20 protein-coding genes are annotated in these 13,815 nt (G+C 54.3%); all 20 read left to right on the forward strand.

Features of this window, described 5'->3' with window-relative positions; genetic code table 11:
- The first annotated feature begins 11 nt into the window (after positions 1-11).
- The 20 genes from spoIIM to ytfJ all read left to right on the forward strand — a co-directional run bounded on the left by spoIIM (position 12) and on the right by ytfJ (position 13,743).
- A complete protein-coding gene (gene spoIIM / locus JC200_RS22940; protein ID WP_274436640.1) occupies positions 12-659 on the forward strand; it encodes a stage II sporulation protein M in 648 nt (215 codons plus the stop codon).
- Between the two features lie 40 nt (positions 660-699).
- Positions 700-1,035 (forward strand): RNHCP domain-containing protein, encoded by a 336-nt coding sequence (locus JC200_RS22945; protein WP_274434048.1) that lies wholly within the window; start codon positions 700-702, stop codon positions 1,033-1,035.
- A gap of 5 nt (positions 1,036-1,040) precedes the next feature.
- Positions 1,041-1,280, forward strand: coding sequence for a hypothetical protein (locus JC200_RS22950; RefSeq protein WP_274434049.1), 240 nt, complete (start codon positions 1,041-1,043; stop codon positions 1,278-1,280).
- Between the two features lie 92 nt (positions 1,281-1,372).
- Complete coding sequence (xerD, locus tag JC200_RS22955; protein ID WP_274434050.1) at positions 1,373-2,263, forward strand: site-specific tyrosine recombinase XerD; 891 nt, start codon at positions 1,373-1,375, stop codon at positions 2,261-2,263.
- A gap of 23 nt (positions 2,264-2,286) precedes the next feature.
- Positions 2,287-3,483 carry a phosphopentomutase gene (locus JC200_RS22960; protein WP_274434051.1) on the forward strand — a complete coding sequence of 399 codons (1,197 nt, stop codon included), beginning with the start codon at positions 2,287-2,289 and terminating at the stop codon, positions 3,481-3,483.
- A 43-nt stretch (positions 3,484-3,526) separates the two neighbouring features.
- Positions 3,527-3,721 carry a DUF1540 domain-containing protein gene (locus JC200_RS22965; protein WP_274434052.1) on the forward strand — a complete coding sequence of 65 codons (195 nt, stop codon included), beginning with the start codon at positions 3,527-3,529 and terminating at the stop codon, positions 3,719-3,721.
- A 111-nt stretch (positions 3,722-3,832) separates the two neighbouring features.
- The gene (locus JC200_RS22970; RefSeq protein WP_274434053.1) at positions 3,833-5,101 is read left to right on the forward strand and encodes a D-alanyl-D-alanine carboxypeptidase family protein; all 1,269 of its coding nucleotides are present in this window, start codon (positions 3,833-3,835) and stop codon (positions 5,099-5,101) included.
- Positions 5,102-5,229: 128 nt separating this feature from the next.
- Positions 5,230-5,352 (forward strand): hypothetical protein, encoded by a 123-nt coding sequence (locus JC200_RS22975; RefSeq protein ID WP_274434054.1) that lies wholly within the window; start codon positions 5,230-5,232, stop codon positions 5,350-5,352.
- A 487-nt stretch (positions 5,353-5,839) separates the two neighbouring features.
- The gene (spoIIAA, locus tag JC200_RS22980) at positions 5,840-6,184 is read left to right on the forward strand and encodes an anti-sigma F factor antagonist (RefSeq protein ID WP_274436641.1); all 345 of its coding nucleotides are present in this window, start codon (positions 5,840-5,842) and stop codon (positions 6,182-6,184) included.
- Between the two features lie 28 nt (positions 6,185-6,212).
- Positions 6,213-6,653 carry an anti-sigma F factor gene (spoIIAB, locus tag JC200_RS22985; RefSeq protein WP_274436642.1) on the forward strand — a complete coding sequence of 147 codons (441 nt, stop codon included), beginning with the start codon at positions 6,213-6,215 and terminating at the stop codon, positions 6,651-6,653.
- 9 nt (positions 6,654-6,662) lie between these two features.
- On the forward strand, positions 6,663-7,418 hold the full coding sequence (gene sigF, locus JC200_RS22990) for an RNA polymerase sporulation sigma factor SigF (protein ID WP_274434055.1): 756 nt from the start codon (positions 6,663-6,665) through the stop codon (positions 7,416-7,418).
- Positions 7,419-7,497: 79 nt separating this feature from the next.
- Positions 7,498-7,980, forward strand: a complete 483-nt coding sequence (spoVAC, locus tag JC200_RS22995; protein ID WP_274434056.1) for a stage V sporulation protein AC — start codon at positions 7,498-7,500, stop codon at positions 7,978-7,980.
- Between the two features lie 36 nt (positions 7,981-8,016).
- Positions 8,017-9,030: a stage V sporulation protein AD gene (spoVAD, locus tag JC200_RS23000; RefSeq protein ID WP_274434057.1), complete on the forward strand. Its 1,014-nt coding sequence runs from the start codon at positions 8,017-8,019 to the stop codon at positions 9,028-9,030.
- Positions 9,031-9,033: 3 nt separating this feature from the next.
- Positions 9,034-9,396: a stage V sporulation protein AE gene (gene spoVAE / locus JC200_RS23005; RefSeq protein ID WP_274434058.1), complete on the forward strand. Its 363-nt coding sequence runs from the start codon at positions 9,034-9,036 to the stop codon at positions 9,394-9,396.
- Positions 9,397-9,848: 452 nt separating this feature from the next.
- Positions 9,849-10,628: a spermidine synthase gene (locus JC200_RS23010; protein ID WP_274434059.1), complete on the forward strand. Its 780-nt coding sequence runs from the start codon at positions 9,849-9,851 to the stop codon at positions 10,626-10,628.
- Between the two features lie 16 nt (positions 10,629-10,644).
- A complete protein-coding gene (locus JC200_RS23015) occupies positions 10,645-11,274 on the forward strand; it encodes a site-2 protease family protein (RefSeq protein ID WP_274434060.1) in 630 nt (209 codons plus the stop codon).
- 32 nt (positions 11,275-11,306) lie between these two features.
- Positions 11,307-12,050, forward strand: coding sequence for a segregation and condensation protein A (locus JC200_RS23020; protein WP_274434061.1), 744 nt, complete (start codon positions 11,307-11,309; stop codon positions 12,048-12,050).
- Positions 12,047-12,619: an SMC-Scp complex subunit ScpB gene (gene scpB / locus JC200_RS23025; RefSeq protein WP_274434062.1), complete on the forward strand. Its 573-nt coding sequence runs from the start codon at positions 12,047-12,049 to the stop codon at positions 12,617-12,619. The genes JC200_RS23020 and scpB overlap by 4 nt, the downstream gene beginning before the upstream one ends.
- Positions 12,620-12,680: 61 nt before the next feature.
- Positions 12,681-13,367 carry a DUF2953 domain-containing protein gene (locus JC200_RS23030; RefSeq protein WP_274434063.1) on the forward strand — a complete coding sequence of 229 codons (687 nt, stop codon included), beginning with the start codon at positions 12,681-12,683 and terminating at the stop codon, positions 13,365-13,367.
- Complete coding sequence (ytfJ, locus tag JC200_RS23035) at positions 13,315-13,743, forward strand: GerW family sporulation protein (protein WP_274434064.1); 429 nt, start codon at positions 13,315-13,317, stop codon at positions 13,741-13,743. The genes JC200_RS23030 and ytfJ overlap by 53 nt, the downstream gene beginning before the upstream one ends.
- Positions 13,744-13,815: the final 72 nt, after the last annotated feature.

The raw sequence follows: 13,815 nt of genomic DNA on the forward strand, positions 1-13,815 counted from the left end.
TCGCTTTGACTGTGGCAATGGGCGCCCGCAGGCCCTCCCTTTATGCTCGATTGACAGCAGAGGCGCGTACAGGTATCGAGAACCACAAGTACATTTGGAGTTTTCTCATCGCCGTGGTGCTGTGCGGCCTTGTCTTTGGCGGCGTCGCGGCAGGGCAGTTAAACAGCAGTGACACCTTGGCGCTTGGCAATGCAGTGTTACAACTGCTGCAGTCGATTTCAAACCATCAACTTGCATCGACTTCTGTTCTATGGTGGCAACGTATGATTGCCGACGGTCAGTTACTTGCGTTGTTGTGGCTGTTCGGTGTATCAGTCATCGGATTACCGTTTATCGTCATCGCTGTATTTTTGCGTGGGTTTAGCATCGGCTTTGCTGTTGGCTTCACCGTCATTCAGTTTGGCTGGCGCGGGTTTTTGCTTGCTTCCATCGGCGTCTTTATGCATCAGTTGATCTCGATGGTTGCCGTTTTGTTCGCGGCTTCGATCGCCGTTCGGTTTTCAGCTCGCGTGCAAGGGCGAGGACAAGCCGCGGACCGGCTTCCCGTTGCACTGGCGAAGTATACAGGGTGGTTTGGCGTCAGTGCCGCTCTTCTGATGCTAGGCGCCATCGTTCAAGCTTCCATTGCGCCACATTTGTTGTCGGCATTACTGTTGTAAATCGAACACAAGCACGTGGCATGTAAGGGGGGCAGTTGGGTTGGGGGAAGGGCGAAAATTTACCGATCGTAATGAAGGGTTCACGTGCACAAACTGCGGGGCTGAGGTGCCGCCTTCTGCCACGTCGTGTCGCAATCATTGCCCGCACTGTCTGTACTCTGTGCACCTCGATCTGAACCCTGGCGACAGGAAGGCAAACTGCGGTGGATTAATGGTTCCGGTCGCTGTTTTTTATCACTCGAAAAAGGGTTATCAGATTGTTCACCGCTGCCTTGTCTGTGGGGCCGAGCGCAGAAATGTGGCCGCACTCGAAGACCGGACAGCGCCAGACTCGCTCGATGCTTTGCTGGCGATCATGGCTCGTACCGGGAGGTGAAGAAAGTGTCGGAAAACAGTGTACGGGCTCTCCAAGCTGTACAGCTAATCACGCTTGCCATTCTGTTGACGTGGGCACTCGCCGTGGCAGGCAGCACCGTCCGTCGGCACTGGCCGATCGGCGGGTCTGACTTGCCGTCTGGTTCCTACGTGGCTGCTTCAACGACGGGTCGAACAGGCAACGTCAGGACTGCACTGCTATCTGCTTGGCGCCAGTTGGCGCTTGATATTCGGATTGGTGGTTGACACTGTGTACCACTCAGAAGGACTTCAGCAACTTCCGTGGAATACTCTTTGCGAGAACACTTCAGCACCTGTACATCGAAGGAGCCGTGTACATGACCGACTGGTTGACCCGGTTTATGGAGTACCTGAGCGTGGAGCGAGGCCTGTCACCCAACACCCGGGAATCCTACCAGCGTGACCTGGAGACGTTTCGGGAATGGATGAGAAAAACAAACGCAGCGTTTCTGATGGAACAAGCGACTCGCAAAGACATCACAGCCTACCTGTTGGCACTTCGCGAAGCAGGCAGAGCGAGTTCTACAATCTCTCGAAACTTGGCAAGTTTGCGTTCACTGTATCAGTTTTTGTTTAAAGAGAGTGCCATTGCAGCAGACCCGACCCTGAATGTGGAAGGGCCGAAAATTGAAAAGCGACTGCCCAAGGTGTTGTCGGTAGACGAGGTGAAAGACCTGCTTCAGGCACCTGACCTCACGACGGCTGTCGGGCTGCGTGACCGCGCAATGCTTGAATTGCTCTATGCAACGGGACTGCGCGTCAGTGAATTGGTCTCGATTGGACTCGCTGATGTCAACCTGAACGCAGGGTTCCTGAAGTGTGTAGGCAAAGGCTCGAAGGAGCGGATTATTCCTGTTGGCGAGTTTGCAAAAGTTGCGCTTTTAGCATACTTGGAAAGCGCACGTGCTCACCTTGAGCGCAATCAGCAGAGCGATGCTTTGTTTCTGAACCATCTCGGTCAACCGATGTCGAGGCAAGGTTTCTGGAAGATTCTAAAGCGCTATGCGAAGAACTTGCATATTGTCAAAGACATTACGCCGCACACGCTCAGACACTCCTTTGCAACCCATCTGCTCGAGCGTGGGGCAGACCTGCGATCGGTACAGGAGATGCTCGGACACGCCGATATCTCAACGACGCAGATCTACACACACGTCACCCACGGGCGTTTGCGCGAGATGTATGCAGCTGCTCATCCGCGCGCATAGTGACCGGGAGGGGGGTGGGGGGATTGAACCCACAGCGGAGATTTATTTGGGTTGTGCTCGACAGTGTAGGAATTGGGGCTGCACCTGACGCAGTTCGGTACGGTGTCTCCGACTCAGAGAGCAACACGCTGAGGCACGTCGCAATGGCCGTCGGCGGCTTACATGCGCCCGTCCTCTCGAAGCTAGGCCTCGGACGTGTGAACAACACTCCTGGCCTTACAAAGGACGGCGTCGTTGGAGCGTATGGACGGATGCAGGAACAGTCATTTGGCAAGGACACCACGAACGGCCACTGGGAGTATGTCGGCGTTGTGTTGCGCGACCCACTTCCGGTGTACCCGAACGGGTTTCCACTGGACGTGATAAGCCCATTTGAACAATACGTCGGTCGAGAGGTCCTGTGTAATCGGCCGGCTTCAGGTACAGAAGTGATTGAAGAGTACGGCGAAGAGCACCAAGCTACGGGTCGGCCAATCGTGTACACGTCTGCAGACAGTGTATTTCAGGTGGCAGCCCACGAAGATGTCATCCCCGTCGAACAGCTATACGACTGGTGTCTATTTGCTCGCACCCTTCTCGTCGGACCGCACGGCGTCGGACGCGTGATTGCACGACCCTTTACGGGCCGTAAAGGGTCGTATCAACGCACTCATCACCGCAAGGACTTCTCTCTCTCATTCGGAGAAACCGTGCTGAACTCGCTGTCGCGAGCAGGTTGGCCGGTCTCCGGCATCGGCAAGATTGGCGACATCTACGGAGGGTCCGGCATCACGGAAGTCGTTCACACGAAAGACAATATGGATGGCGTGGACCGACTGCTGGAACAACTGGACAAGCAGGAGCGTGGACTGGTCTTCGTTAATCTGGTGGATTTCGACGCGAAGTACGGACACCGGAACGACGCGGTGGGGTTTGCGCGTGCAATTGAAGCGTTTGACCGCAGGCTGCCGGAGGTATTGGCAAGGATGAGGACCACGGACACCCTGTTTATTACCGCCGATCACGGTTGTGATCCGACGACCCCGGGAACGGACCACTCTCGCGAATGGGTACCGCTCTTGGTGTATCAGACCACCCTGACATCTGCCGTGGACTTGGGAGACAGACGCACTTTCGCCGACCTCGGCGCAACACTTGCTGACGCATTTGAACTGCCGCCTCCGGCGGTGGGGACCAGCTTTTGGCCGGTCCTTCAATCTCCCGGTTCCAACCCCGCATAAATTTCCCCTGCCCATCCCACTCTACAATTGGGAGGGATGAACGATGCCAAAGGGCGTCAAGTGTCTAGTCGAAGAGTGCGTGTACTACGCGCATGAAGCCTGTGTGGCAGAGTCGATTGAAGTGCGCTCAAACGGTAACGATATAGTGGGCACAGATAAGGGTACGCTGTGTGCAACTTTTTCGTACCGCGACTTTGACGACGGGCACGTTCGTCACCAACAAAGCGCTCCACAGTAACTGTGAACCAGAGATCACGTGCCTGGCCAGGCGTCCAGACGGGATGTCCAGACTGGACATCCCGTTGTGCGTCTTTGCGGACCACGGGGCACGCACGAGGAGAGATCGATGATGGGGCACGGACGTAAAAGTATCCTTCTTGCGAGCAGCATAGCAGCCTCTCTACTTGGCACGACCCCGGTGTTCGCCGCACAGACGCAAAGCCAGAGCCACATTGCGACGGCAGGTGGAGTAGAAGTACAGGTTCACCCTGGGTATACTTTACAAGCCAGTTCAGAGGCACATCAAACGAGTGAGGCCAGTCTAGCGAAGAACGCCCGCTCTGCTGTCATTATGGACGCAGCTACTGGTAAGGTACTGTTCGAGAAGGATGCCGACGAGGAACTACCCCCAGCAAGCATCACAAAGGTCATGACACTGCTGTTGATCATGGAGGCAATGGACTCAGGCAGACTGAAGTTGTCGGACTCGATTAGGGTCAGCGAGTACGCTTCCAGTATGGGCGGGTCCCAGATTTTCCTCGAACCTGGGGAGACAATGTCGGCTGCTGACATGATTAAAGGCATCGCGGTCGGCTCTGCAAACGACGCGTGCGTGGCAATGGCGGAATACCTTGACGGTACGGAAGAAAACTTCGTGAAGCGTATGAACAAGCGCGCGCAACAACTCGGAATGGAACACACTCACTTTGTAAACTGCAACGGACTGCCCGCGGAGGGCCACTACAGTTCCGCTGAGGACATCGCCATCATGTCCCGCGAATTGTTGAAACACCCTGAGATTACGCGCTGGACTTCAGTGTACTCAGACTATCTGCGCAAGGATTCAGACCACCCGCTGTGGTTGGTGAACACCAACAAACTGGTTCGTTTTTACGATGGCGTGGATGGTTTGAAGACTGGATTCACGCAAGCGGCCAAGTACTGTCTGTCCGCGACTGCGGTCAAGGACGGGTTTCGCGTCATTGCAGTGGTCATGGGTGAACCCAGGTCAACCGTGCGCAATGCAGAAGTCACATCAATGTTAAACTGGTCATTTAGCCAGTATCGTTCAAAGGTCCTCTACAAACCCGGACAGCCTGTGCAAGAGATCAAGGTCGTTCGAGGGGTACCGGAACGGGTGCCGGCAGTTGTCGGTGACACCGTTGGATTTGTTTTTAAATCTGGAGAGACGCCGCATGTGCGAACGGAGGTACAGCTTGCCAAAGTCCAAGCACCGGTTCGAAAAGGCGAGCAAGTCGGCAAACTTGTGGTTTATAACGGCGAGCACAAGGTAGCAGAAATACCCCTATTGGCCGGGGCTGACGCGAAACGGGCTGGATTCTGGACTAATACAGGCCGGACCATTCGCGGGATAGTCACGTTTGGGGCGCAGTCTTAATGCATGAATGTGTGTCGAAATTTCTATAAATTAGTCGACTGGAATCAAATAACCAGCGATTGCGGCGAAGAAAATTATTTTTCCGGAAATTGAATCGGGAACGCTCCGGGACTATGAGCAAACTGTTGATGAACACTGAAGCACGCTTCAAGCGCCTCGAGTTGGAGGTCGGCAGCACGGCTGACCTCCAAAGCCTGCTTGGCATCGCGCATTGCCAAGTCCGGCTCGCACAGAGAATTGCGCGCGTCTAATGAAAGCTCTTTGCATTCGGAGATTGTCGGGTTTCGCCGAAGTATTGTTCATGACCGACGAAAGCTGTTCTCACGCTTCTTGCACGTTCCCCTCACGCTACAACACTTTTTGATCACGAAACCTTCGAATTATGTCACCTGCCGCGTCTTAGCGTACAATTTGACCGTTACAACTCTACATAGTGTCCATTTTGATCACGACCGTCACACCGAGCGCGACTGCCAAGTAACAGTGGGCAAAATGATCGCTGAGGACCGCGGAAGCTATGCTACAAGGTAATTGCCGCGTTGATTCGACACTGGTTGACGCCCCGCTCATGTCCTTCTTCCGAGTACAAAACGCTCCACGTCCGCAAACTGTGCGTCACGACTATGCGCCCGTGTCGAAACGGCTTGGAATTCTTCTATTTTTGTCAGCGGGCAGGAGATCGCAGAACGACGCGGAAGTTTGCAGTGCATCACCAGGATTAGGAGGGAGCGTTTGGACGTGGGGATTGAATCGCACTTCGTCGAGGGCGCGGTGCTCGTGCGTCTCCAGGGAGAACTCGATCATCACGTAGTCGAGCAAATTCGCAACGAGATTGACCAGAAGTTGCAAGAAAATCGGTACCGAGCACTCGTGATTTCGTTTCGCGGAACAGATTTTATGGACAGTTCCGGCCTGGGTCTGATTTTAGGACGGTATCGGACTATGATGCAGCACCAAGGCAAAATGTCGCTTTCTGAAGTCAGTCCGGCGCTGCGACGACTCTTCGAACTGTCCGGCGTCCTCAAAATACTGCCTGTGTTCGACTCTGAGTCAGAAGCACTTGCAGCAGTGAAGGAGGGCTAGACGACTGATGGACCAGTTAGGCCAACGAATGCCGCAGAACTATATGCAAATCCAGTTTCCCAGTCTGTCCGAAAACGAGTCGTTTGCAAGGGTTGCGGTCGCGGCATTTGCCGCTCAACTTGACCCCACGATGGAACAGTTGACCGAACTGAAGACCGCTGTATCAGAGGCCGTGACCAATGCCATCATTCACGGATATGAGTCAGGTGTGGGGGAAGTCCGGATCTCGTGTGCTATCGTCAACGGGCGGATCGACATCACAGTTGAAGATGAAGGGGTGGGTATACCCGATTTGGAGCAAGCGCGCCAACCGCTCTATACGTCTCGACCCGAACTGGAGCGTTCAGGCATGGGGATTACGATTATGGAAAGTTTTGTGGATGAACTACAGATAGAGTCTCGGCCAGGTCAGGGAACACGGGTTGTGATGCGCAAGCAGGTTGCTAAGCCGCCCGTGCTCCACGCATAGGGGTGTCCTATGGACAATCCGAAGGGGGCGGGGGACCGCTCACAAAAGTTCACGGACGATCAGGTGCGTGGACTCATCGCCGACAGTCAAGCAGGAAATGCAGAGGCTCGCGACCAATTGGTACTCGGTAATCAACGCCTAGTATGGGCGGTTGTTCAACGTTTTCTGGGACGCGGCTACGACGCAGATGACTTGTTTCAAATCGGCTGTATTGGGTTGATGAAAGCAGTTGATAAGTTCGATTTGTCATACGATGTCAAGTTTTCGACCTACGCTGTCCCAATGATTATTGGCGAAATCCAGCGCTTTCTGCGCGACGACGGCACCATCAAGGTTAGCCGAACGCTAAAGGAAACAGCAAAGCACATCCGTCGAGCGCGCGACGAACTGGCCAAGTCACTCGGACGGCAACCGCGTATCAACGAAATTGCTGAGCACCTCGGCATTGAACCAGCGGATGTCGTGTTTGCCCAGGAAGCGTTGCGAAGTCCCGCGTCGATCCATGAGACGGTGTTTGAGAATGACGGAGATCCCATCTACCTGATGGACCAAATTGCTGACGAAGAGGGCACGCAGTGGTTTGACAAGATTGCGTTGCACGAAGTGCTGAGTCAACTGCCAGAACGCGAACGATTAATCGTGTACCTGCGTTTCTTCCGTGACAAGACCCAGTCGGATGTTGCAAGCGTACTTGGCATTTCACAAGTTCAAGTGTCTCGTCTTGAAAAACGCATATTGCAGTCGATTCGCCGCCAGTTAGAGTAATTGTAGGAGCTTCTCAACTGAGTAAACGAGCCTCCGTCCGGGCACACTATGCCCCGATTCCAACGACGGAGGCTGATTCATGAGCACCGTAAATAAACAACAGCAAACTTCCTACCAGCAGGTTGCGTCCGCACACACTCCGCCCCGTCCAGTCGTCAAAAACACAGTCCGCGCCTTCTTGGTTGGCGGTGCTGTTTGCATGATTGGACAAGCAATTCAGGTTTTGTTCATTCGTTACGGCCACTTCAGTCAGACCGACGCAGGCAATCCGACTGTGGCCGTTCTCATCCTACTCTCCGTGATTTTCACAGCCCTCGGCGTTTACGACAAATTTGCGCAGTGGGCAGGTGCTGGGTCAGCAGTGCCTGTAACCGGATTCGCCAATACAATGGCTTCTGCTGCAATGGAACACCGCAGTGAAGGCTTCGTGGCCGGCATTGGCGCCAATATGTTCAAACTTGCTGGGCCCGTCGTCGTGTACGGCGTGGTCAGTGCCTTTTTTGTGGCCCTGATTAGATACCTGCTCGCCACGACGATGCATATCCAAATGCCGTTAGGCTGACAACTGCGGCGTTCGATGCTGGAGGAGGTATAGGGATTGCCAAAGCAAGGAAAACAGACTTGGGTTTTTTCTAGGCCCCCGTATATCGAATCGGTTGCAACCGTGGCAGGTCGCCTGGAGAGTGAAGGGCCGTTTGGCACTCTCTACGACATCCAACACGATGACGACCGACTCGGGAAGGCTACATGGGAGCAGGCCGAACAACAACTACTTCAAGAAGCTGCGCAGACAGTCTTGACCAAAGCGAATCTCACTGACCAAGACATCGACTTCATGGTCGGCGGCGATTTAAACGCACAATTGTCGGGCTTTTACTTCGGCACACGTTCACTGGCGGTTCCTGCGTTTGGTGTGTTCTCTGCATGCGCTTCGATCTGCGAAGCCCTGACCATATCCGCACTTGCGGTCGACGGAGGTTACGCCAAACGCGCCCTAGCTGGAACCAGTAGTCACAACAGCACGGCTGAACGGCAATTTCGTTATCCAACTGAGTACGGCATACAAAAACCGCCAACTGCGCAGCGCACGGTTACGGGAGCAGGCATGGCCGTGCTCGGGCAAACTGGGGGGAACGTGCAACTGACAGAAGCGACAGTCGGGCAAGTGACCGATTACGGGATCCACAGTCCGTGGGAAATGGGGGCTGCGATGGCCCCGGCTGCGTACGCCACAATTCGTGCACATTTGCAGGACACCGGCCGGACGTTCTCCGATTTTGACGCCGTTTTTACAGGTGACCTCGGTCGAATTGGATTGTCAATTCTTGAAGACCTGTTTCAACGCGATGGAATCGCGACCGAACAGCGACTATTTGACTGTGGCGCCGAAATTTATGACTCGTCACAACCCGAGGTATTCTCTGGGGGCAGTGGCGGGGCTTGTTGCACATTGGTGACGTTCAGCCATCTGCTGCAGCAACTGACAACGGGCACATGGAAGCGGGTTCTAGTGTCCGCAACAGGGGCGCTGCTGTCGGCAGTGACTGCACAGCAGCATGAGACCATCCCATGTATTTCTCACGCGGTTGTGCTGGAACGAAAGGACGGATGAGGTATGCAGAGCGGGTGGACTTTTTTGTGGGCGTTTTTGGTCGGCGGAGGAATCTGCGCTGTCGGTCAGGTCATCATGGACAAGTCTAAACTGACACCTGGGCACGTGATGGTAATTCTCGTTGTCGCTGGCGCTGTACTTGATGGACTGGGCTTGTACGACCCGCTCATTCGGTTTGCTGGCGCTGGCGCGACCGTGCCGATCACCAGTTTTGGCAACGCTTTGGTGCACGGAGCGATAACAGAAGCACAAACTCACGGCTGGGTAGGGATTCTGACCGGCATCTTCGAAGTGACGAGCGCAGGAGTGTCCGCCGCCATCGTCTTCGCATTTTTAGCATCGGTAGTGGCCAAGCCCCGCGGTTAATGACATGCGATGGGCCCACTCGCTCAAGTTCTTTGCATCATACTGTAGGGAGAAACCTACAGAACTGAGGTGATGACGGGTGATGGGTATTTTGATGTTCTTGCCTCGCCTGTTTCGGTACTTTGGCATGTTCCAGAACGTTATCGGCTTCGTTCGACCAATCTGGCCCAGGATTTCGCAACTGTGGCAGCGTCAACCGGCGGTCGCGTAACATCGCGACCGCTCGGCGTCAGGGCGTTGTCTGAGTCGACGCATAACCTTGCGTCAAAGTCCACGAGTGATGAACGCAAGCAATCATGACGTAAACAATCCCCACAAAACTTCTCAATGGCGGGAATCGCTGATTGGTTCCCGCTGTCGTCTAACCGATTTATACCAGTTGCCCTTTACGTCCCCGCGTAGCCACGTTTATACTTAGGCCATTCCACCGGATTGAGGGGCGACCAACTGCGATGTTCGCCAGGGAGTCTACGCTGCTTACCACCTCCGGACAGGTCCACCCGACAATTGAAGTCATCGAACAAAATCATATCCGTTATCTTCGCTTCGGTCACAACGGGGGGTGGCAAGGGGCGCGTTCCCTTACTTGTCCGGACGAACTTATCTTTCCGTACCAAAGAGCATTTGCGAGCCTGACGAATTCACTGCCAACAGTAGACCGTTTCCTGTCCATCGGAGTTGGGATTGGCACCGCACTCCGCACTGTACTTCACAATCATGCGGCGTGCGACATGTACGGAGTGGAAATCGACGAAACGGTTGTCAACGTAGCGATTGAGTATTTTGACAGCCCTTCGCATCGTGATGTGAATTACTGGATTGGCGACGGTGTCACTTTTCTAGCCAACGTGGAACTGACATTTGATCTCATCTTCGTTGACGCCTACATGCGTAACCAAATCTACTCGGCATGTCTGGAGCCGGCATTTGCAACAGTTTTGTACGCGGGCTTGACTGACAACGGATTGGCGGCGTGCAATATCATCTCGAGTACACCGCCTACAGGACAGGTTCGAGCATTTCTCGATGCGGCTCAGGACATCTTTGCAGAGGTCTTGCTACTGCCCGTCGGCGTTCCCTTTGCGGAGCAGAATACATTAGCCGTCCTGTCTAAGCGTGCTGGAATTGCGCAAGACTGGATTCAGCAGATCCGTTCTGCCACAGAGTTGAGTTGGTTGCAGCGCGTGAGTTGGCCAAACCGCTTATCTGGATACAGCGGGAAAAGAGAGTAAAGTGAGGTTTGACAATTTGTTCCAGAACGTTTTGAGTCCCAACTTTATCTTCATGTTGATCGCCATCGTGGTCAGCTTGGTCTTGCACGAGTTTGCGCACGCGGTGACAGCCGACCTGCTCGGTGACCGAACCGCGCGAAATTCGGGACGGCTGACCTTGAATCCACTCGCACACTTGGAGATACTTGGATTGTTGATGATCTTTTTTGGTCCGATTGGTTGGGCGCGTCCCGTGCCTGTCAATCCGAACAACTTCCGTCGGCCGCGTGTGGGTATGATTGTGACTGCGCTTGCCGGTCCTGGCTCCAATTTTGTGCTCGCGTGTCTCTTCCTTTTCATCTATCGCGTGCAGTTTTTGTCCGGTTCGGGTGGTGCTGGGTTCCTGTCAAACCTTGTCTGGATTGCAGCACTCGTGAACATCAACCTGTGCATTTTCAATTTGATCCCGCTACCACCGCTGGACGGGTCACGGGTTGTGGCAAATCTGTTGCCGCTTCGGCAGCGGCTTGCTTACTCCAAGTTGGAACTATACGGACCGTTTATTTTACTGCTCGCGTTTATCCTCCCACCGGTTCAGAACTATGTGTTTAGTCCGTTGTTCGGGTGGTTTCAGCACCTCGTTACGGGCTTGTTTGGACTGACGTAAGACTGATCGGCTGTGTCGAGGGGGGGATGGGTTTGGAAGCGACATTACTTACCTACGAAGTTGTGTTGGACAAGTTCTCTGGACCGCTGGATTTGCTTCTCCATCTGATCCGCAAGCAGGAAGTCAGCATTCACGATATCCCAATCGCGACGGTTACCGATCAGTACTTGGCTTACCTTCACACGATGGAAGCTCTCTCGCTAGAAATCGCCAGTGAGTTTGTTGTTCTTGCCGCCACGCTCCTTGCGATTAAGAGCCGTATGCTGCTCCCGCGACCGGTCGTCGAAGCGGATGGGGAAGAACCCGAAGACCCTCGTGCACTGCTTGTCGAACAGTTGCTTGAGTACCAGCGATGTAAGTGGGCAGCCGAAGAATTGAAGCAGAGACAGCAGGAGCAAAGTCTGGTGTATACGCGCGAAGCACTCGATCTCACTGCGTTCACTCCGACTGAACCGCCGCCGGTTACTGGTGTGTCCATGTGGGACTTAGTCGACGCCTATCGGCGTTTGTGGATGAGGATGCCAAAGGAAAAAGTGGAAGCCCGCATTTCTGGACGGATTGTCAGTGTCGAAGAAAGCATGACCGTCATGTTAGAGCGACTGCGCGTATGGCGTGAGTGCTCTTTTGAACAGTTGTTGAATTTCGCTCGCACCAGACCACAACTCGTCTCTGGCTTCCTGGCACTGCTTGAACTTATGAAGAACCGTCAAGTCCTGTGCCAACAGCACAGTCCATTTGGTGAAATCCTTGTCGCGTTGGGGGAACTCGCGTCATGACACTCTTGCCAATCGCAGGCGCACTGGAATCCATTTTGTTCGCGGCCGGATCTGATGGACTTCGAACCGATGAATTGATAGAAATTTTGCAACTAGACAGAGGACAGGTGCTTAGTCTGTGCCAAGAATTGTCTGACCGATACGACAAACAACCCAGCGGGTTGCAACTCGTCGAACTAGCTGGTCATTGGAAACTGACTACACGGCCCGAACACGCTGTCTACCTGGAACGGATGGCAACATCGCCTACTATAAGTGGGTTAAGTCAAGCCGCGTTAGAGGTGCTAGCCATTGTGGCGTACCGCCAACCCATCTCGCGCGCTGATATTGAGTCCGTCCGCGGTGTACAGTCCGATCGCGCCGTCGCTACGTTGGTGCATCGTCGCATGATTGTCGAAGTAGGACGTCAAGAGTCTCCTGGCAGACCTATCCTGTACGGCACAACAGACTATTTTCTGCACACCTTTGGCCTTCGCAACCTGTCGGAACTCCCCCCACTTCCGGATGAACCGGAACCCCTCCAGGACCTGGCCTTGTTTCAACTTGGCGACACGCTCGCCCGAGACTAGTCGCATGAACCACCCCTGACAGGGAACACTGAACTTGTTCAGGTTTTAAAGGTGGGCGACTATGATACTTTTTATCGTCTTGTTGCTCGTCGTCGCATTGGTGGGCTTGCTTTACTATGTGCCTGTGTCGGTGCAACTGAGATATAAGCGCAGCGCAGAGGACGACAGCGGCCAACTTGACGTCCGCTGGTTGTATGGCATTGTCCACATCAAGCGCCGGTTGTTCGCGGTTGACACGGGCATCGGAAAGAACGGCCCTGCCCTCCGCGTAGTCCACCAGAAAGGGAACACTGCGTCTGGCGAACGAGCAAAACACAGCCTTACTTTGGCGCACGTGAAGAGGTTTCTGCGCGACCTGCCCGAGTGGCAGCGTTTGTTCACTCAGCTTAGCCCTGTTTTTCGCAGGCTGTTGCGGCGTGTACATATGCAAAAATTAGAGTGGACAACGCTGGTTGGTACAGGCGACGCCGTGAGTTGCGGCATGACCTGCGGCGCTGCGTGGGTCGCCACAAGTACACTTGTGGGGGCGGCGAGTCACATCTTGGTGTTTGACAGCGCACCTCAATTGTCCGTTCAACCGGACTTCCAACACGCCCGGTTTGACACGTCAATTGACTGCATACTCCGGGTACGAGCGGGTTACGCTATCGGTGCAGGTTTTCGGATGATCCGACTGTGGAGGAGGAGGTATTTGCATGGAGCACCCGATTCAAGGACTCATGCACACGGCGATGACCAACATCCGTGAAATGGTCGACGTCAACACGATTATCGGCGACCCAGTGGAGACGCCGGATGGAACCGTAATTCTTCCCGTCTCACGCGTCGGGTTTGGCTTTGCTGCCGGTGGAAGCGAGTTCCATCTGAGTGACCAGAATTCAAGCACAGATAACAGTGAAAACCCCTTTGGTGGTGGCTCGGGTGGCGGTGTCTCAATTAACCCGATCGGTTTTTTAATTGTGCAGGGCAATCAGGTGCGAATGCTTTCGACTGACAACCAGAATCAGCTGTACGACCGCCTAATTGACATGGCCCCTGTCGTCGTTGAGAAGATTCAGAACCTGCTGCGCGGCGATAAACAGGGGGGAGCGACAACTCCCCCCGGTACACCACCTGTCAGCTGAAGTTGCGTGGAAAAGCGGTCTGCGGGTGTCCCGCGGGCCGCTTTCTGTTTTGCAGGGCATCTGCCGACACTC

The sequence above is a fragment of the Alicyclobacillus sp. ALC3 genome, assembly GCF_028751195.1.
Lineage (GTDB): Bacteria > Bacillota > Bacilli > Alicyclobacillales > Alicyclobacillaceae > Alicyclobacillus_L.